The sequence below is a fragment of the Streptomyces sp. CB02980 genome (genome assembly GCF_014451325.2).
Classification (GTDB): domain Bacteria; phylum Actinomycetota; class Actinomycetes; order Streptomycetales; family Streptomycetaceae; genus Streptomyces.
In genome coordinates, this window is the sequence record NZ_JACSCH020000019.1 from 1 (window position 1) to 18,802 (window position 18,802).

The 18,802-nt window shown below is 70.3% G+C and carries 20 protein-coding genes; 12 read left to right on the forward strand and 8 right to left on the reverse strand.

Annotated elements, in window-relative coordinates; translation table 11 throughout:
• From E0F75_RS31465 to E0F75_RS31475, 3 genes are all read right to left on the reverse strand, one after another.
• Nucleotides 1–299: hypothetical protein (locus tag E0F75_RS31465; protein WP_229314358.1), on the reverse strand; the 299-nt coding region annotated here is incomplete at its 3' end.
• A gap of 314 nt (nucleotides 300–613) precedes the next feature.
• Entirely contained in the window at nucleotides 614–1,777 is a 1,164-nt protein-coding gene (locus E0F75_RS31470; RefSeq protein ID WP_229314359.1) for an extracellular solute-binding protein, read from the reverse strand.
• A 509-nt stretch (nucleotides 1,778–2,286) separates the two neighbouring features.
• The gene (locus E0F75_RS31475) at nucleotides 2,287–2,670 is read right to left on the reverse strand and encodes a hypothetical protein (RefSeq protein WP_229314360.1); all 384 of its coding nucleotides are present in this window, start codon (nucleotides 2,668–2,670) and stop codon (nucleotides 2,287–2,289) included.
• Nucleotides 2,671–2,902: 232 nt separating this feature from the next.
• Here E0F75_RS31475 and E0F75_RS31480 point away from each other — a divergent pair, with 232 nt between their 5' ends.
• From E0F75_RS31480 to E0F75_RS31495, 4 genes are all read left to right on the forward strand, one after another.
• Nucleotides 2,903–3,334 (forward strand): ATP-binding protein, encoded by a 432-nt coding sequence (locus tag E0F75_RS31480; RefSeq protein WP_229314361.1) that lies wholly within the window; start codon nucleotides 2,903–2,905, stop codon nucleotides 3,332–3,334.
• 160 nt (nucleotides 3,335–3,494) lie between these two features.
• Entirely contained in the window at nucleotides 3,495–4,061 is a 567-nt protein-coding gene (gene sigK / locus E0F75_RS31485; RefSeq protein ID WP_229314362.1) for an ECF RNA polymerase sigma factor SigK, read from the forward strand.
• Complete coding sequence (locus tag E0F75_RS31490) at nucleotides 4,058–4,825, forward strand: anti-sigma factor domain-containing protein (RefSeq protein WP_229314363.1); 768 nt, start codon at nucleotides 4,058–4,060, stop codon at nucleotides 4,823–4,825. Before sigK ends, E0F75_RS31490 begins: the two co-directional genes overlap by 4 nt.
• 240 nt (nucleotides 4,826–5,065) lie before the next feature.
• Nucleotides 5,066–5,215, forward strand: coding sequence for a hypothetical protein (locus E0F75_RS31495; protein ID WP_229314364.1), 150 nt, complete (start codon nucleotides 5,066–5,068; stop codon nucleotides 5,213–5,215).
• Between the two features lie 218 nt (nucleotides 5,216–5,433).
• Here the strand turns inward: E0F75_RS31495 and E0F75_RS31500 are convergent, their stop codons facing one another.
• Entirely contained in the window at nucleotides 5,434–6,363 is a 930-nt protein-coding gene (locus E0F75_RS31500) for an NADP-dependent oxidoreductase (protein ID WP_229314365.1), read from the reverse strand.
• An 89-nt stretch (nucleotides 6,364–6,452) separates the two neighbouring features.
• On the opposite strand from E0F75_RS31500, the gene E0F75_RS31505 reads away from it, so the two are divergent.
• Nucleotides 6,453–7,403, forward strand: coding sequence for an AraC family transcriptional regulator (locus E0F75_RS31505; RefSeq protein WP_229314366.1), 951 nt, complete (start codon nucleotides 6,453–6,455; stop codon nucleotides 7,401–7,403).
• A 214-nt stretch (nucleotides 7,404–7,617) separates the two neighbouring features.
• Here the strand turns inward: E0F75_RS31505 and E0F75_RS31510 are convergent, their stop codons facing one another.
• A complete protein-coding gene (locus E0F75_RS31510; protein ID WP_229314367.1) occupies nucleotides 7,618–9,069 on the reverse strand; it encodes an RNB domain-containing ribonuclease in 1,452 nt (483 codons plus the stop codon).
• Nucleotides 9,070–9,846: 777 nt separating this feature from the next.
• Between E0F75_RS31510 and E0F75_RS31515 the strand changes: the two genes are divergently transcribed.
• The 7 genes from E0F75_RS31515 to E0F75_RS31545 all read left to right on the forward strand — a co-directional run bounded on the left by E0F75_RS31515 (nucleotide 9,847) and on the right by E0F75_RS31545 (nucleotide 16,649).
• On the forward strand, nucleotides 9,847–10,728 hold the full coding sequence (locus tag E0F75_RS31515) for a hypothetical protein (RefSeq protein ID WP_229314368.1): 882 nt from the start codon (nucleotides 9,847–9,849) through the stop codon (nucleotides 10,726–10,728).
• A 317-nt stretch (nucleotides 10,729–11,045) separates the two neighbouring features.
• Nucleotides 11,046–12,824 (forward strand): sensor histidine kinase KdpD, encoded by a 1,779-nt coding sequence (locus E0F75_RS31520; RefSeq protein ID WP_229314369.1) that lies wholly within the window; start codon nucleotides 11,046–11,048, stop codon nucleotides 12,822–12,824.
• Nucleotides 12,824–13,225, forward strand: coding sequence for a roadblock/LC7 domain-containing protein (locus E0F75_RS31525; protein ID WP_229314370.1), 402 nt, complete (start codon nucleotides 12,824–12,826; stop codon nucleotides 13,223–13,225). The genes E0F75_RS31520 and E0F75_RS31525 overlap by 1 nt, the downstream gene beginning before the upstream one ends.
• On the forward strand, nucleotides 13,222–13,575 hold the full coding sequence (locus tag E0F75_RS31530; protein ID WP_229314371.1) for a DUF742 domain-containing protein: 354 nt from the start codon (nucleotides 13,222–13,224) through the stop codon (nucleotides 13,573–13,575). Before E0F75_RS31525 ends, E0F75_RS31530 begins: the two co-directional genes overlap by 4 nt.
• Nucleotides 13,556–14,185, forward strand: coding sequence for an ATP/GTP-binding protein (locus tag E0F75_RS31535; protein ID WP_229314372.1), 630 nt, complete (start codon nucleotides 13,556–13,558; stop codon nucleotides 14,183–14,185). The genes E0F75_RS31530 and E0F75_RS31535 overlap by 20 nt, the downstream gene beginning before the upstream one ends.
• Nucleotides 14,182–15,411, forward strand: a complete 1,230-nt coding sequence (locus E0F75_RS31540) for a cytochrome P450 (protein WP_229314373.1) — start codon at nucleotides 14,182–14,184, stop codon at nucleotides 15,409–15,411. Before E0F75_RS31535 ends, E0F75_RS31540 begins: the two co-directional genes overlap by 4 nt.
• On the forward strand, nucleotides 15,408–16,649 hold the full coding sequence (locus E0F75_RS31545) for a cytochrome P450 (RefSeq protein WP_229314374.1): 1,242 nt from the start codon (nucleotides 15,408–15,410) through the stop codon (nucleotides 16,647–16,649). Before E0F75_RS31540 ends, E0F75_RS31545 begins: the two co-directional genes overlap by 4 nt.
• A gap of 183 nt (nucleotides 16,650–16,832) precedes the next feature.
• On the opposite strand, the gene E0F75_RS31550 is transcribed toward E0F75_RS31545, so the two are convergent.
• From E0F75_RS31550 to E0F75_RS31560, 3 genes are all read right to left on the reverse strand, one after another.
• The gene (locus E0F75_RS31550) at nucleotides 16,833–17,489 is read right to left on the reverse strand and encodes a M15 family metallopeptidase (protein ID WP_229314375.1); all 657 of its coding nucleotides are present in this window, start codon (nucleotides 17,487–17,489) and stop codon (nucleotides 16,833–16,835) included.
• Between the two features lie 147 nt (nucleotides 17,490–17,636).
• Complete coding sequence (locus E0F75_RS31555; protein WP_229314376.1) at nucleotides 17,637–18,008, reverse strand: fic family toxin-antitoxin system, toxin component; 372 nt, start codon at nucleotides 18,006–18,008, stop codon at nucleotides 17,637–17,639.
• A 13-nt stretch (nucleotides 18,009–18,021) separates the two neighbouring features.
• Nucleotides 18,022–18,243: a hypothetical protein gene (locus tag E0F75_RS31560; RefSeq protein ID WP_030317221.1), complete on the reverse strand. Its 222-nt coding sequence runs from the start codon at nucleotides 18,241–18,243 to the stop codon at nucleotides 18,022–18,024.
• Nucleotides 18,244–18,802 lie beyond the last annotated feature (559 nt).

Consider the following 18,802-nt stretch of genomic DNA (forward strand, 5'->3'; position numbering starts at 1 on the left):
CCACCGAACGCGAAACCGGGACCGACCGTGTTGCCGGTGATGTCGTGACCGAACACACCACCATTCTGGGTAGTGACGATAACCCGGTTGCCCATCGTGACAACGAACCGGTCAACCGCTCCGTTGAACGCAACCTTGGAACCACCGAACGCGAAACCGGGACCGACCGTGTTGCCGGTGATGTCGTGACCGAACACACCACCATTCTGGGTAGTGACAATGATCCGGTTGCCCATCGTGAGAACGAACCGGTCGAACGCTCCGTTGAACGCCACGGGGAAGGGGGCGGAGACGGACATGATCCGTTACCTCCTGTGCGGCCTGCTTGGGAAGGTGTGACCAACGCCTGAAGCTGCCCCGACCCCCGACTGTGGGCGCTCCGCCGGAATCATGTGAGACACGGGACGGACAAGGGCCGTTCCGTAACGCTCCGCGTTTCCAGCTCTGGCGCCGCCAGTCGACGGGCCTGCGCCGGACGGTGTGCGTCGGCGCGTCCCGAGCAGCCTGTATCCATGGCATGAATTGCGGGACTCCCGCCTTCTTTCACGTTACTTCGCCGCTGCGTACACGGCACGTCCGGCGCATGCCCACGACAGTGCCGGGCGTGTCCCGCTCACGACTGGTCCGCGATGTCCTGAACCTCGTCGGCGATGCCGTCCAGAACGGCCTTCGGATCGGCGGACGGCGCGACGGCGCGGCCGATGTTCCGCTTGATGGTGTTGCTCACCTGCAGCCAGGACGGCTCGTTGACCGGGTAGAGCTCGGCACCGCTCAGGGCGTCGAGGAACTGCTCGTTGCTGGGGTCCGCCGCGTCCTTCGATGCCTGGCTCGCGGTCACCGTAGAGGGCAGCAGATGGTAGCGGCTGGCGAACGCGCTGAGGTTCTTGTCCTCATAGACGAATTCCAGGAAGCTCCCTACCAGTTCACGATTTCCCTCACGCTTGAAAGCCATCATCCAGTCGGCGACACCCGCCGACGCCGTGGGCCGATTGTCTTCCAGCGTGTCCGACACCGGCATTCTCAGTGTGCCGACCTTCATGCCCTTCGCCCTTGCCTCGTGGAGAAGCGAGGGATAGCCGTTGAGCATGCCGACTTCACCTCGCAGAAAGGCGGCGAAGGCATCCTTCCGGTTGAGGTTGGCCGGCGGGACCGGGCCGGTCAATCCGGGCTCGACGAGGTTCTTCTTGATCCAGCGGAACGTCTGCGTGTTCTGATCGGACGCGATGTCGTATCCGCCGGAGTCACCGGCGTACCCTCCGCCGTTGCTCAGTTCCCAGATCAGGGCTTCGGCGTGGGCCTCCTCGGGACCGAGTGGCAGAGCGTACGGACAGAGCACACCCTCCTTCTTCAGCGCCTTGGCCGCCTCTTCCAGATCGTTCCAGGTCTTCGGCGGCTTCGCTCCGGCCTTTTCGAACAGTTCCTCGTTGTAGAAGAGAAGCCGACTGCTCGCCACGAAGGGCAAGCCGTAGAGCGTGTTGTCGACCGAACCCGCCTCTACGAGCGGTGGCAGGAAGTTCGACTCCACCCTCACCGACAGCAACTCGCTCGCGGCGTAAAGCCGGCCTTGCGCTGCGAAGTCGGAGTACGCGCCCATCAGCGCCACGTCCGGGGCATTGCCCTCCTTGACGAGGCGGGTGACCTCGCGGTCGACGTCGGCCCACGGGTAGAGAGCCACCTCGACCTTCTTACCGGGGTGGGCGGCGACGAAATCAGCGGTCAGTCTGTCCCAGTACACCTTGGAGCTGGTCTCCGGGCTGGTGCCGTACTCGGCCGCCACCAAGCGCAATGTCATTCCTTCGCCGCTCCCGGACGAGCCGCAGGCAGTAACGAAGGAGCTCAGCAGTCCGAGTACGGCCACGGAGGCGGTCGCGCCAGAGAGTCTTGGTCGCACGGATCGTTCCTCTTTATTTCTTTGGACAGTGCGTCCGGCATTCTCTCCTGGCTCGGGACTCATGGAGCACCCTGCTCAGAGATTGTGGAAGCTTCTCCAACTACACCAGGAGGGTCTGGTGCTTTCTCATAGTCCGATTCCGATGACGACGCGCGTAGACCGCTCCACAATGTCCGTCACCACTACGCAATGGAGTGCCGCCGAAAGGTTGACTCAAGAGGTACCCGACTCCAACGCCCGCTCCTGGCGTGAGCAACGAGCCCCATCGTCGGTGTGGGCCGGCGCTCGGCGCCGAAGCGGTGGCAGGTCTCGTTCCGCCGACAGGCCGCAGTGAGGGCCAGGCACGGGGCCTGGCCCTCAGCGGCAGGGGTGCGGGATCAACCGTTCACCGGTGGTCACCGGTGGTGGCAGTCCCAGTGGCCCTTCACCCAGTGGTGATCCCAGTGGGCGGGGACGTAGACCCACTTGTACTGGCGGTCGTGGCTCCAATGGCCCTTGTGCCAGTCACCGTGCTTGTCGTGATGGCCGGGGTGCCACGTCTTGTGGTGGGTCCACTTCTTCTCCCAGTGGCCCTTCACCCACTTCTTCTCCCAGTGCCCCTTCTTCCACTCGCACCGGTCGTGGTGGTCGTGGTGGTCACCAGCCACAACGGTCGACACGGATGTGGGCGCGGGTGCCGCGGTCGCGGTGCCGGACATGCCGAGCGCAGCGCCGCCGGCCAGCAGTCCCGCCGCCGAGGCGCTCGCCACCAGACGACGGGCGCGCATGGACGCGGTCATCAGACACACCTCCCTCGATTGATCGACTTCCGTGAGCACGTCGAGTGGTGCCGTGGGGTTCGAACAGGCGACTCGCCGTGCGGGGTCATCAGGGATTCGGAGCCGGGCCACCGGCAGATGACGGAGCGCCGGAAAACGTGTGCATCAGAGCCTGTCGCCGTCGATCCGTCATCCGCGCTGGGGACGGCTACGAATCCCTCACACAGGAAGTCCCCGTCTCCAGGGAGCGGTCATGACCATCACCGCATCACCCTCAGCGTCCAGCGCGACGCGCCTTGTCGTGCCCCTGCCCTGGGGCCTGCGGAGTCCGGCCGTCGCCCGTCGCATCGCGGTCCGATGGCTGGAAGCGGCCGAATGCGCCCGAACGGCTGACGCCGTCCTGGTCGTGTCCGAGCTTGTCACCAACGCCGTCCGCCACACCCGCGGCCCTTGTCTCCTGACGCTCACCGAGGACGGCGGATCCTTGGACATCGCGGTCACCGACCACAGCGAGGAGATGCCCGACGTCCACCCGCCCGCGGGCGTCGACCAGCGAGGGTTCGGCCTGGAGATCATGCGCCACCTCGGGGACTCCATCAGGGTGGTCCCCCGCATCGGCGGCAAGACCGTGCATGTCGCACTGCAGGTCCGCACCCCGGCACACGACCGCCGGAGGCCGCCGTGAAGGCCTCCGGGCCCCGAGCCGGACTCACCCGGCTGGCGCGGCCACTCGGCACGATCCCGCCACAGGCGGCAGAGTCGGACACGTCGGGCACTCCGAGCAGGGCGACCCGGCGCCGCACACCCGGGCGACCGACCACCAGAGGCACGATGGGGGAAGACCATTGCCTCACTCACGCGAACCGAACGCCCACCTCGACACGCTCCTGCTCCGGGCGGCGAACGGTGACCGGGACGCGTTCGCCGGCGTCTACGACGCGCTGGCCCAGCCGGTGATGGGGCTGGCCTGCCGGATCCTGCGAGACGTCGGCCAGGCCGAGGAGGTGACGCAGGACGTCATGATCGAAGTGTGGCGGACAGCGGACCGTTTCCGGCCCGACCTCGGAACGGCGAAAGCGTGGGTGCTCACCCTCGCCCACCGGCGCGCCGTGGACCGGGTGCGTTCCGTCCAGGCGAGCAGGGACCGCGAGGTGCGTGCCGGGATGCTGTCGGCGGACCGGGACTTCGACCAGGTCGCCGAGACCGTGGAGAGCCTCGACGAGCGGCGCCGTGTCCACCGCTGCCTGGCGGCCCTGGCCCGCCTCCAGCGAGTGCCGCTGGTACTCGCCTACTACCAGGGGATGACCTACCTCGAGGTGGCGCGCTCGCTGTCCACCCCTGAGGGAACGGTGAAGTCCCGCATGCGCAAAGGCCTCGATCAGCTGCGCGCCTGTCTGGAGGCCGGATCATGACAACGCCGGAGGATCCGCACCTCAGTGCCGCCGCGTACGTTCTGCACGCTCTGCCACCCGCGGAGGAAGCCGCCTACGAGCATCATCTCGCCGGCTGCGAGGTCTGCCGCCAGGACGTCACCGTGTTCGAGAGGACCGCCGCCCGGCTCGCCTCCGCCGAGACCGCCCCCGTACCCGAGCAGCTGCGGGTGCGTGTCATGGAGCAGGTGTCCCGCACTCCGCAGGACCGACGGCATCACACCACCCGTCCCCATGGCGGATCCCTCCGCCGGAACGGGTTGCGTCTCGCGCTCGCTGCGAGCGTCGCGGTGGCGGCCGCGCTCGGTGCCGTCGCCGTCCGGGAGCACCAGGAGGCCGACGAGGCGCGCGCCCAGGCAGCCCAGGCCCAAGAACAGGCCCGCATCGCAGGCGGAGCCTTCGCGGACGTCCTCACCGCCCCCGACGCCACCGTGCACACCGGTGCCCTCGCCGACGGAGCCGAGGCAGCGGTCGTCGTCTCCCGCGCGCAGGCCAAGGCCGCATTCACCGCCCGCGACCTCCCGGCGCTGCCGAGCGGCACGGTGTACGAACTCTGGTACGCCGGAGAGGCCGGCGACCTGCGCCCGGCGGGCCTCCTGGACGACACCGGCGACCGAGCCACGCGCGTCCTCGACGGCCCTCTGGGCAACGCGGTCGCCGTCGGCATCACCGTCGAACCGGCAGGCGGCTCCGACCAGCCGACGACCGAGCCCCTCGGCATCATCTCCATCAGCACCAAGGCCTAGTAGTGCAACGGTGTTTGGCATGACTGGTGGCCAGTCGGTCGTCGGTGTGTTGACGGGAGAGGGCGCGCCGACGGCTGTGAGCGGGTCCGGCAGCCGAACGTGAAGGCGTAGACCTCGCCGATGGGGACGGTCGGCCGGTCGGCAGTCGCAGAGACTCTCGCGTAATCCCATCCGCTGCGGCGGGAGCAACGAATACAGAGTGGGGACAACAGCGGGCGAAGGGGCCGGGAGGTGAAGGAGATGACCGAGGAGGAGTTCCGCCGGCTGATGGAACAAGCGCGGCGAGAGGCTGCCAGGGGCGTCTTTCCCGCCTCCCACTCCGACTCCGAAGACGAATCGCCGTACGAGATCGCCGCCCGTCACGCCGAGAGCGGCGCCGCCGCGCATTGAGCCCCGTGGCCCGCGGGGCGGAAGGGGTGCCGGTCTCCTCCGCCCCGCTTCTCCATGACTGATCTCCATGGCTGATCTCCACGGCGGAGCCGCCGACCTCCCTGTCGGATCTCATCCGTTCGGTGTCGCGCCGATCCGGGGGCCCCACGCTGCCGAAGTCCCGATCGTGAGGAGAATCGACCTCCTCGACCCATGCGCGAGGGGAGGGCCACTCGGCCTCAAGGAACGATGATGACCTTGCCTCGGATCCGGCCGGCCTCACTGAGGCGGTGGACGTCTGCGAGGTCGGTCAGCGGGCGTGACTCGCTGATGTCGATGGCGACCGTGCCCGCCTCGACGAGGCCCACCAGCGCTTCCAGGTGCGTGACGTCGTTCCGGGCGACCATGTGCATCGCTGTCACCCCAGCAGCGGCAGGTGGCTCGACCGGCGTCGCGATCGAGACGATGCGCCCGCCCGGCCGCACCAGCGGCACCAGGGCTGCGGCGTCCGCGGGACTCAGCGGGACCAGGTTGAGCAGCAGGTCCACGGGGCCGTCGAGCGAGGCGTTCAGCGGCCCTGCGGTGTAGTCGATCACTTGGTCCGCCCCCTGGCGTCGGACCGCCTCGGCGCTTCGAGCGGCGGCCGTGGCGATCACCCCGGCTCCGGCGTGCTTCGCGAGCTGCGTCACGAATCCTCCGACGCCGCCGCCTGCGCCGTTGACCAGCACCCGCTGGCCGGCGGCCACCTTCCCGTGCTCGAACACCGCCTGCCACGCCGTCAGACCGGCAATGGGAATAGCCGCAGCGTGCGCGAGCGGGACGGTGTCGGGCACCGCGACCAGCGCAGCGGCGGGCGCTCGTACGTACTGCGCGGCTCCTCCGCCGTCGAGCCGCCCGACGACCCGGTCGCCGACGGCGAAGCCCCGCACTCCTGCGCCGATCTCGGCCACGGTGCCGGCGACGTCCCAGCCGAGCGTGTAGGGCAGGTCCACGGGCAGGAATGCCTGCAGCATTCCGCCGCGCAACGCGGCCTCGGTGGGATTGAACGAGGTCGCGGCTACGCGGACGAGCACGTCACCGACGGCGGGTCGAGGGCGCGGAACAGTGTCGTAGCGGATCACGGACGCGTCGCCGAATTCATGGATCCGTGCGGTCTTCATCATCGTCATGCCGCGAATCTACGACCCCGCACGAGGACGATCCATGCGCGAGAGCGCCCCGTTCATACGCGTACGTCTCGCAGCCGTACGCTCGTCGCATGGATGTACTCAGCGATGTGGTCGCCGTGACGCGAACGGGCCGGCCCCGGTCGGCGCATGTGCGGTGGCATGCCCCGTGGGGACAGGAGTTCGCCTCCGTTCCCGGGTCGGCGGGCTTCCAGGTGATCCTGCGGGGTTCCTGCTGGCTGCTGCCCCCGGACGCCGAGCCCTTCCAACTGGGCACGGGAGACGTGGTGTTCCTTCCCCACGGCAGAGGGCACACCCTGGCCGACAGCCCCGGAACACCAGTGACTGCTGCTGCCTGCGGCCCCGACGAAGTCCCGCTGTCCGCCATCCACGTCGCCGGCACCCACGTCTCCGACACCGTCGACCGGAGCGGAGACGGCGGTCCGGTGACCGTAGTGCTCTGCGGGGCCTACCAGCTCGACCCGTCGCGCACGCACCCGCTGTTGCTGACCCTCCCGGATCTGATCCACCTGCCGGCAAGGGCGGGACGCCATCCGGAACTGAGCGCAGCCGTGAGCCTCCTGGCCGCGGAGCTGGAGAACCCGCGCCTGGGCACGGACGCCGCCGTCCCCGTACTGCTGGACGCGCTGCTGCTCTTCATCCTGCGCATCTGGTTCAACGAACAGTCCTCCCAGGTCAACCCCACCGGATGGGCCGCCGCGCTCAACGACCCCCCGGTCACCGCCGCTCTCCACGCCATCCACCGGGATCCGGCGTCGCCGTGGACGGTGGCGAAACTCGCGGCGGAATCCGGGCTCTCCCGGGCTCCGTTCGCCAGGCGCTTCGCCCTACTGATCGGTCAACCGCCCATCGGCTACCTGACCTGGTGGCGGATGACCGCGGCGGCGCGCCTGCTGCGGACATCGGACGCACCGCTGAGATCCCTCGCCGCCCAGGTGGGCTACACATCCGAGTTCGCCTTCGCCAGTGCGTTCAAACGCACACACGGAATGGCACCCGGCGCCTACCGGCGGAAGAACTGAATCCGACACCCTTGACGTCGGAGTGAGACGCATGAGCGAGCGTGAGCACCGGCCCATGTGCCGAAGCGACCAGGGATGTCATGTTCCCTTGCCCGGCGGGCGGCACCGGCCGGCGACCGGCCCTGGCTCCTACGCCGACGTCCCGGCGGCCCTCGTCGCGGCGCTGTGGGCCGCGCGGGCGGCCCGGCCCGCCGGAGCCGACCGGGCGCGGCCGCTACACCGTATTGAAGAGGATCTTGTTCCTGCCGGAGAAGAGGGGGTCGGCCCGCGTGAGTCTGGCCTGGACGCTCGCGCCCAGGTCGAGCTTGGCGCCGGACGTGATCCTGCCCATCACGGCGGGATCCGCCAGGTGCACCGTGCCCTCCTTCGGCTTGTCGTCCTCCGCGTCGGTGTTGATGACCATGCCGCCGAAGACCTCGCCCACCCGGTTCATCAGCATCGCGGCCTCCACCAAGTCCACCGCGCGCCGGTCCGCCACCTTGCTCTTCCCCCGCGCCATGTCGCACGGCAGGCAGTACAGGGCGTCGAGCACCCAGTTCGGCGGGGCCTGGCCGGCGCACGCGGCCACGCACAGTTCACCGGTGTACCGGTCGATCAGGCGCCGCAACGGAGCCGTGCTGTAGGTGTACGGGGCCGCGATGGCCGCGTGGACCGTGTGCTCGGGGATGTGGTGGTCGCGGAAGACGGTGTACTCCGCCTTGAGCAGCATGGCGATGGCCTCGCTGAGGAAGGCCATGTGCTTGTGGTCAGCCGGATCGAGGGAGTTGACCAGCGCGGCGTATTTGACTCCGGGCTTCCAGTCGATGCCCAGGCACTTTGCGATGGCGTGCACGCGCCCGACCACCTGTGGGTCGGACTGCTCCTTCTGGGTTCGCAGAATCCCGGTACCGCTGTCCAGCATGATCCGGGCCGCAGCCATTCCGGTCATGAGGGAGATCTGCTCGTTCCAGCCCTCCACGGGCAGTGCCGCCACGTAGTTCACCCGGAACGATCCGTCCACCAGGGTGACCTCCTGGTCCGGCAGGTTGACCGCGACCCCGCCGCGCGCGGCCTCGACAGCTTCCCGCAGCTTGCCGATCTCGCGCAGCAGGGCGACGGACTCCTCGGCCGTGCCCGCATCGATGTCCTGTTGGACACCCTGGTAGTTGAGCTTCGACTTGCTGCGGACCTTGGCCCGGCTCACGGTCGAGTCGGTCACGTTGCCGTCGGCGTCCAGGTCGTGCTGCCACAACAGGGCGGGGACGATCTGGTCCGGAAGCAGACTGGCCGGTCCCTCGGAGATGGAGGGCGGGTGCAGGTGCACCTTGAGGTCGGGGAGGTACATCGTCTCGATCCGGTCGTGCGCCTCAGCGTCCAGCGGGCTACCCGCCTTGACGAAAGCGGCCACGTCGGCGATGGCGTAATGCACGCGGTACCCGCCACCGGGCCGCCGCTCCAGGAACATGGCCTGGTCGAGATCCTTCGAGGTCGGCGGGTCGATCGTGAACAACGGCAGGTGGGTGGCGTCCTTGTCGGGCAGCCGGACCTCGGCTTTGGCAGTCTCCGCCGCCTGGAGCACATGGGCGGGAAACTCCGTAGGAGCCTTCAGCTCTGCCCGGAGCTGCTGCAGAGCCTTGAGCAGGGCGTCCTGGGCCCCGCGGGACATGTGCATCTGGCGGCGTCGCATGTCTCGAGCGTAGGACGGCGATCACGGCGCGGCGCAGTGAGCGGGTCCAGGTGGGGGAAAGGAGCAGCGATCCGCGGGGGCCGTCCCTGCCGACGCGGCGAGAGCAGTGCGTCTGGGCCTCGGTCGGGGCGCTCTGCCCGACCTCAGCCTGACGACGACGCCCATCGCATCGCGGCGACCGTGCGCGGGGCGAGTGGAGTGTCCGTCCGAGGAACATCCGTGTCGGATCGTGTGCCGAGCCGTCGTCCGGCCAGGTGGGCGGCTGACATGGCGTCCGATCGGGCGGAGGGATGGGACCCGGAGGCGTGGGTCCCAGCCCTCCGCCCTGTCAGCCCCTACTCTCGCTGACGATCAAGGAGGTCGCATGCGATACCGGATCGTCCGTGGCACGCGCGCCGCGGTGCTCGCTTTGTTGATGCTGCTGGGTATGACAGGGCTTGCCGCCTGCGATCCCGATGAACCGGACCCCGCGCCCACGACCTCGCCGGCCGGGGACACCGGCGCTCCTCCGGCCGGGGAAACCGAGGCGCCTCCGGCTGAGGACACAGATGATCCTCCGTTGCAGGAGACGGACGATCCTTCGCCGGAGGCGCCGCGGGATCCGCCGAACACGTCGCCCGGGGGCTACGTCCCTCCCCCGCCTCCGCCGCCGGCGGAGACCGCTCCCGAAACGACCGAACCACCCTTCGAGCCGTCCCAGTCGGTCGCCCCGCCGACGCCCGAGGGGAACTCACCGGGGAACCCCGAGCTGCCTCCAGAGCCGGCTCCCGAGACCCCGTGAGCGAGCCTTCCGCACACGAGACGGAGCAGCACCCGCCCCGTGCCGGGAAGCCGTGGCGTCAGGCCGGGGGCGATCTCGACGGGCCGTCCGCCCTCGTCAAGCTCGTCGTCGCCCAGGGGACCTTCATCGCCGCGCTGATGTTCTACATCGGTGCGATCTACACCAGCACGTACTACGACTACTTCAATCTCCGCTGGGGATCGATGAACCTGGGGTTCAGCCAGGTCGCCCTGGAGAGCCTGAATCTGCTGAACCTGGACATCATGGTGGCGGCCGGGTGCGTGTTCCTGCTGGTCTGTGCCCCGTGGAGTCGCCGACCCCGTCGTGTGACGCGGATCGAGGCTGCCGCGGCGCGCTGGTACCCGCTCTTCGTGGTCATCGGGATCGTGCTGCTCGCTCTCTGGCATGAGATCCAGCCGTACGGCTGGGCCGGACCGCTGACCATCGCCGTCGGGCTTCTTCTGAGCCAGTGCCGGGATGCCGAGGGGCACCGTCCTCAAGGGTTCCGCCGCCAAGCCGTGCCGGTGTTCGCCGCCGGCGTCTTCCTCTTCTGGACGGTGACCAACGTGGCCTGGCAGCAGGGCAGGCAGGACGCTCAGGCACACGCTGCGGCCGTCACCAGCTGGACGGGAGTCCTCGTGCTCAGCGCCAAACCACTGAGCCTGCCGACGGATTCGGTGAGGGAGGAGAAGCTCTCGAACGACCGTCTGCACCCTTACCGGTACTCGAATCTGCGGCTGCTCACGGAACACGACGGCCGCTACTTCGTGGTACCGCGCGACTGGGACGCGCGGGTGGACGAGATCTATGTCATTCGGGAGAGCGAGGCCATCTGGGTCGCGCTGACCCCCGGCACACGGCCCCGACTGATGGACTGAAAGAGCTGGGGTGGCCGCTGATCGGCCAGTCGACCGCGGCGACGACGGCGGCCCACGCGCACATCCGGGACGCGACCGATGAACCATCGGTCACGCCCGCGCGGAGCGTGGAACCGAGGGGTTGTCAGGAAGCGCTTGCCTCATGGTACTTCCTGCCGGGCAAACAAGTTCGGACGTTCTTGGGTGCAATACCGGAAAAGTATGCCCTTCGATGGATGCCGATCCGATCACACGAGTTCCGAACTGATCAACAACACATCTATAGTGCCGTCGTTGCGACTCCCTTCCCCGCGTGCCCGCTCCCGAGAGTCTGGTTGATGTCGGCGTCACCCACCCCCTTCCGTCCTGCCCTGACCGCCTCGCTGCTGACCGCCGCCGCAGGCGGTGCGCTCGCCCTGTCCGCCGTCGCCGCGGCACCGGGCGGAGTTCGCGCCCCGCTCGGCTGGTTCGCCGCCTGCGGCGTCCTGCTGCTCTCGGCCGCGGCCTTCGCCGTGACCTGGTACGGGCGGACCTCGCGCGTACTCGCCCGGCGGGCCGAGACCCTCGCCGCCGAAGTCGCCTCCAAAGACGCGTACGTCGCCCGGTCCACGGCCGCCGCCGAGCGCGAGACGGCCACCCTCAGGGACCGCCAGGAGGCGGATACCGCCGCCGCCCGTGCGGCCCACGCGGCCCAGGCCGAGGAAATCGCCCGGTCCCACGCCGCCGAGACCGCCGTACTGGTTCGGGAACACGCGGCCGAGACCGCCGTACTGGTTCGGGAACACTCCGCCGAGACCGCGCTGCTCGAAACCCGGCTGCGCCGTGCCGAGTCCGGCCGGTCCGCCGCCATGGCCGCCGCGGCCAACGCCGCCGGCCGCATGCAGGCCCTCGCGACGAGCATGCTCGCCGACCTCCGGGAGATGGAGCACCGGCACGCCGACGAGGACGTCCTGACCGACCTGCTCCACCTCGACCACCGCACCGCGCAGGCGGGCCGACTCGCCGACTCCGTCGCCGTGCTCAGCGGAGCCAGGTCCGGGCGGCGCTGGGCCCGCCCCATCGTCATGGAGTCGATACTCCGCGGCGCCATGGGCCGGATCAGCGGCTACCAGCGGGTGCGCCTGCACTCCAGCAGCGACGCGGCCGTCGCCGGGCACGCGGCCGAGGGTGTCATGCACGCCCTCGCCGAACTCATGGACAACGCAGCGAACTTCTCGCCGCCCACCGCCGAGGTACATGTCTACGTCGAGGAGGTCCCGGCCGGCGTCATCATCGCCGTCGAGGACAGCGGCCTCGTGATGAGCGACGTGCAGCAGCGCCGCGCGGAGGCCGCCGTCGGCTCCGCACCGCAGGACCTGGCCGGCCTCTCCGGCACCCGCCTCGGCCTCGCGGTCGTCGGCCGCCTGGCACGCAAGCACGGCCTCACGGTGTCGTTCCGCCCCTCCGCACGCGGCGGCACCGGTGCCCTGCTGATGCTGCCGCAGGAGCTGATCAGCCACGCACCCGCGGAGCCGGCGGCCATGCCCGCCGACACGCTGCCGCCGGTCTCGGGCCGCGGCCTGTCCGCGCCCGCCACGACCAGCGCCACGACCAGCGCCGCGGCCGACGCCCCCGACGCGGTCCCCGAGCCCGAGACCGTGCACGACAGCGCGGCCGAGAGCACCGGCGAGCACCCGCGGTTCGGCGAGAGCGGCCTGCCCCAGCGCCGCCGCGGCCGGGCCATGGCAGCCGCCCACCCCGAGGGGCCGCAGGCCGCCGGGAAGACGTCCGCCGAAGGGCCGCGCAGCGGCGCGGCCGCCGGTGCGGCGAACCGGTTCGGCACGTTCCGCCGCGCGGTCCGCGGCACCACCGCCCGGCCGGACGGCGAGCCCGAGGGCGGCCCCGTGCCGGAGACCACGTCCGCCCCCGCCGCGTCCACCGGCGACGAGCGACCCGGCTCCCCCACCGCCTCCGCTTCCGCTTCCGGCGACGAGCGTCCCGGCTCCCCCACCGCCTCCGCTTCCGCCGCCGATCGTCACGGCTCCCCCGCCGTACCCACCGATCCGGTCGACCCGACGTCCGCCCCGCGGACGCCGTCGCCGACCTCGAACCCCCCGTACCCGGAAGGCACCTCGTAATGACCGGCTCCACCACCGACGAGAAGCTCACCTGGCTCCTCGAGGGCCTGCTGGAACGCACCCCGGGCACCCGGCACGCCCTGGTGCTCTCCCGTGACGGCCTCAAGCTCTGCCGCACCCCCGAGCTCTCCGTCGACCAGGCCGACCAGCTCGCCGCGATCGCCGCCGGCATCCAGAGCCTGTCGCACGGTGCCTCCGTGGAGTTCGGCGACGGCACCGGCGGGGTCCGCTCCGCGATCGCCGAGTTCTACGGCGGCATCCTCTTCATCGTGGAGGCCGGCGAGGGCGCCCACCTCGCGGTCGTCGCCGACGAGGACGCCGACGCCGGCCTCGTGGGCCACAACATGTCCGAGCTGGTGGAGCAGTTGGGCGAGCACCTGGTCGCGAGGCCCCGGGGATGAGCCGCGGCAGGCCGGGCCGGGACGACTCCCCCGACCGGCTCTACACCCTGACCGGCGGCCGCAGCCGCGCCGGGTCCGACGCCTTCGACCTGGTGACCCTGGTGGTCTCCGAGAGCGACCCGGTGCCCGGCATGCAGTCGGAGCACGCCGCGATCCTGCGCATGTGCCGGTACCCCACCGCGGTGGTGGAGGTCGCGGCCGGGCTCGGGCTGCCGGTGTCGATCACCCGGATCCTCCTGGCCGACCTGCACGACACCGGCCGGATCAGCGCCCGGCATCCCCGGGCGGCGTACCGCCTTCCCGATCACGACATCCTGGAGCAGGTGCTCGTTGGACTCCGTAACCTCTGAACAGCGCCAGACCCTGCACAGCACCGCCGACAACGGACTGAAGATCGTCGTCGTCGGCGGATTCGGAGTCGGCAAGACCACCCTCGTCCGCTCGGTCAGCGAGATCCGTCCGCTGAACACCGAGGAGACGATGACGCAGGCGGGCGAGGACGTCGACGACACCGCCGGGGTCGCCGCCAAGTCCGCCACCACGGTGGCCTTCGACTTCGGCCGGATCTCGCTCGACACCCACAACGTCCTGTACCTGTTCGGGGCGCCCGGCCAGGAGCGGTTCTGGTTCCTGTGGGACCGGCTGTTCTCCGGGACGCTCGGCGCGGTGGTGCTCGTCGACACCCGTCGGCTCGCCGACTCCTGGTACGCCATCGACCGCCTGGAGCACCACGGGACGCCCTTCGTCGTCGCCTGCAACGACTTCGGCGGTCCCGCCCACACCCCCGCCCAGATCCGCGGGGCCCTCGACCTCGCCGACGAGGTTCCGCTGGTCTTCTGCGACGCCCGGTCGCGCGAGTCCAGCAAGCAGGTCCTCATCTCGCTCGTCGAGCACCTGCGGACCGTCGTCGCCCCGGCCACGCGGCCGGTCCCGCAGCCGATCCCGGAGCCCACCCCGTGACCCTCCCCGAGCACCCGCCCGTCCTCCTGAGCGGGCCGCGCTTCCAGACCGACCCCACCGAGCTGTACCGGCAGATCCGGCGCGAGCACGGGGCCGTCGCCCCCGTCGTGCTGGACGGCGACGTTCCGGCCTGGCTGGTCCTCGGCTACCGCGAGCTCCACCAGGTCACCAGCGACCCGGTCCTCTTCTCCCGCGACTCCGAGCTGTGGAACCAGTGGGACGCCATACCGGCGGACTGGCCGCTGCTGCCGATGATCGGCCGCAAGCAGCCGTCCATCCTCTACACCGTCGGCGAGCGGCACCGCGAGCGTGCGAACGTCATCTCCACGGCGCTGGAGGGGATCGACCCGTTCGTGCTGAAGGAGCGGGCCGAGCGCTTCGCCGACGAGCTGATCGACGCGCTGTGCGGCAAGGGGGCCTGCGACATCATCGCCGAGTACGCGATGCTGCTGCCGGTACGCGTCCTCGCCAGCGTCTACGGCTTCTCCGAAGAGCAGGGGCCGGGGCTCGTCACCGCCCTGAACGACATGATCAACGGCCAGGAGGGCGCGCTGGAGGGCCAGCGCCACCTGGCGGAGTCCATGTTCGCCCTGCTCGCCGCGAAGGCGGAGGAGCCGGGCGACGACGTGGCCTCCCGGATGCTGGGCAACACCGCCGGCTTCACGGTCGAGGAGGTCGCCCAGGACCTCATGGTGATGCTGGCCGCCGGCCATCAGCCCACCGCCGACTGGATCGGCAACTCGCTGCGGCTGATGCTCACCGACGACCGGTTCGCCGCCTCGCTCTCCGGCGGCCGGCACAGCGTCGGCGAGGCGATGAACGAGGTCCTGTGGGAGGACACCCCCACCCAGAACGTCGCCGGCCGCTGGGCCTCGCGCGACACCCACCTCGGCGGACGCCGGATCGGCCGCGGCGATCTGCTGCTCCTCGGCCTGGCCGCCGCCAACTCCGACCCGCACGTGCGCGCCGACGCGGGCCGGCTCACCGGTGGCAACAACGCCTACCTCTCCTTCGGCCACGGCGAGCACCGCTGCCCCTTCCCCGCGCAGGAGGTCGCCGAGACCATCGCCCGTACGGGGATCGAGGTGCTGCTCGACCGGCTGCCGGACGTCGACCTCGCGGTCCCCGCGGCCGACCTCGCCCGCCGTCCCTCGCCCTGGCTGCGCGGATTGTCCGCGCTCCCCGTGACCTACACCCCGACCCCCGCACTTGGAGCCCTCGGATGACCTGCCCGCACGCCCACGCCGCGTCCGCCCCCGACGCCATCGCCCTGGACCCGTTCGTCGCCGACCTCGACGGCGAGAGCGCCCGGCTGCGGGCCGCGGGCCCGTTGGCCCGTGTCGTCCTGCCCGGCGGGGTCGCCTGCTGGGCCGTCACCCACCACGCGGAGGCCCGGCGGCTGCTCACCGACGCCCGCCTGGTCAAGGACATCGACGTCTGGGGGGCCTGGCAGCGCGGCGAGATACCGATGGACTGGCCGCTGATCGGCCTCGCGAACCCCGGCAAGTCGATGCTGACGGTCGACGGCGACGAGCACCGGCGGCTGCGCACGCTGGTCGCGCAGGCGCTGACCGCGCGCCGGGTGGAGCGGCTGCGTGAGGGCATCGAGGCCCTGACCACGGGCATGCTGGACCGGCTGGCGGAGCGTCCGGCGGGTGAGACCGTCGACCTCAAGGCGGAGTTCGCCTACCCGCTGCCGATGAACGTGGTCAGCGACCTCATGGGCGTCGACCCGGCCGACCATCCGCGGATGAAGGCCCTGTTCGAGAAGTTCTTCTCGACGCAGACGCCGCCCGAGGAGGTGCCGCAGATGATGGCGGACCTGGGCACCCTGTTCGCCGGGATCGTGGCGGGCAAGGTCGAGAAGCCCGGTGACGACCTGACGAGCGCGCTGATCGAGGCGTCGGAGGGCGGCGACCGGCTCACCACGGAGGAGATCACCAACACCCTCCAGCTGATGGTGGCGGCCGGGCACGAGACGACGATCAGCCTCATCGTGAACGCCGTCGTGGCCCTGGAGACCCACCCCGAGCAGCGTGCCCTGGTCCTCTCCGGGGAGGTGCCGTGGGCGAACGTGATCGAGGAGACCCTGCGCTGGTCGACGCCGACCTCGCACGTGCTGATCCGCTTCGCCACCGAGGACATCGAGGTGGGCGACCGGGTCCTGCCCAAGGGCGAGGCCCTGATCGTCTCGTTCGGCGCGATCGGCCGGGACGAGGAGCAGCACGGCCCGACGGCGGGCTCGTTCGACGTGACCCGTACGCCGAACCGCCACATCTCCTTCGGTCACGGCCCGCACGTCTGCCCGGGCGCCGCCCTCTCCCGCCTGGAGGCGTCGGTGGCCCTGCCCGCCCTGTACGCGCGTTTCCCGGGGCTGCGCCTCGCCGTCGCACCCGAGAAGCTGCGGAACAAGCCGGTGGTCACGCAGAACGACCTGTTCGACCTCCCGGTCGTGCTGGCCTGACGGCCACGCGGAGGGGAGGGAGTCCGGCAACCCAGCAGCCGGGTTCCCTCCCCGGGGCGGAGAACGCTCCGCCTTTCACGCCCGGCGTGTTCTCCTCTTCCGGCAGTCCTCAGGTGCAGGCCGAGGTCCCCGGCCTGTATCAGGACGACCACCCATGGCTCGGGGCCTTCGTGAGGTCTGCGGTCAGTCGATTTCCCTGGGCCCGTAGGGGGCGACCGCGACTCCTGTCTGCAAAGCCCAGTAGCGGTCTCCGTATGACCAGTGCCACCACTCTGTGGGGTAGTTGACCAGGCCGGCAGCGGACAGCGCGGTACTCAGAATGTCCCGATGACAGCGAGCCTCGTCGCTGATGTTGTCGGCCTGCGTGTAACAAGCGCCCGCGCTCTCCTCCGGAGAGGCGTTCATACGGGTGCCCATGTCGATCTCTCGCCCCTCGTCGTCAGCGAGCGTCAGGTCGACAGCTGCTCCGGCGCTGTGCGGTGCGATCTCGGGCGGGGACACATAGCGGCTGGCTGCCGACCGGACTCGCTCAGCAGCCCATTCCGGATGCTCGGCTCGCAGTTGGGCCGCGTACTCGTCGAAGTATTGACGTTGAAGGGCCGGCGGGCGATACCCCTCGACGAACAGCAACCGCATTCCCTCAGGCAGCTGCGCCTGCGCTTTGAGCAGTCGGTCGAACACGCCTTCCCGCAGATGGGCGAAGGCACCGGCGGAGTCCTGCCGCTTGCGTTCGTCGACCAGCAGGGCACTGCCGCTTCGCACGTCCACGAGCCGCTCACCACACTCCCGGACAGGCACGGCTGCGACCTTCGGGTCGGACATCAGAACGATCTCAGTCATGAAGCGATCATCCCCTGGCCGCCCGAACCCCCGGCGCACCGAGGGGCTCCCGTGCCGTCGAGGGGTGCTCGACGTCTCAACCCGCGGGCACAGGAGCCCTGTTGGTTCCGCGCCCAGGCAGCCCTCGCGCGCCGCTGGAGCCCTGGGTCAGCGAACCCATTCCTTGAGGACGGCGGCAACCTGCCGGACGTCGATCCGGCCTTCGGCTACTCGCTCGACGAGGTCGATCGCCTGTTCCGCCGTCACGTCGACCGGGTACCCGCAGGCGTGAAGGTAGGCGGCCGCGACGACCACTCCGTACAGCTCATTGGAGTGCTCCAGGGCCGGAACGCGGACGAGCTGTTCCAACAGCGCGGCCGCGCGGTGGTGCGGGCGCTCGTAGACCGGGACGTCCATGACGCGGAAGGCGTGGCGGGCGCGGGCGGCTTCGAGTGAGCCCCAGTCGGAGATCTCCGGATCGCCGGGGATCTCCTGCTGGGCGATTTCGAGCAGCCAGGAGAGATCGACGGTGAGAATCACGCGGAGGCCGGGCTCACGCCGCGTCGGCGCCGGCCGGGCGGCCGAAGTGCTTCGCGAAGGCCTGGCCGTGCTGGGCGACAAAGGACCGGGCGCCTTCGACGAACCGTGCGCGCGTCAGGTCGGCGTCCAGGACCCGGCCCGCGTAGTCCTCGGCGGGCACGTGCTTCTCGGCTGCGACACGCTCCAGCGCCTCGTACGCCTCGTCGCTGATCTCGATCCTGATTTCCCGCGCCATAAGGACCACGGTAGCGGCTGTCCGCCTGGTGCGGCAGGGGAAGGTCGCAACCGTCCCCGAGGCCGAGCACAAACCGGCCGCCCCGGAGGAGGCCCGCAATGTGTGGGAGCAGGGTCATGTCCCCGTGCCCTTCGCATCGGCGGAGGCCGTCAGCTGAAGTTTCTGCGCGAGGGCAGGGACCCGGTGGAAAGGCCAGGCTGTCGATATTTCGTGGACGCCGGCGCCACCGTCTCCCCCCGTCGGGCGGAGGGCGGCGCCGCCGAGGTCGAAGACCTGGGCCGGCCCTTCCCGCCGTGCCGGCCGGTCGAGGCAGGTCGCGTACCGCTGCCGCACCGCGGCCAGTTCCGGTCAGCGACGCAGCGGACCGCCTCGGCCTTGGCCACGACGACAGCGCCGGGTGCGGCGGCGAGAGTGAGCCGGGGCAGGTGGCTACGAAGGGACCCGTCACCAGTGGTCCGCCTCGGCACGAGCCACCTCGGCGTCGTACTGGCTCGCGCCGAAGCCGGCGGCAACATCCTGATCTCCAACTGATCGAACATCGGTCCACCCCACGTGGCAC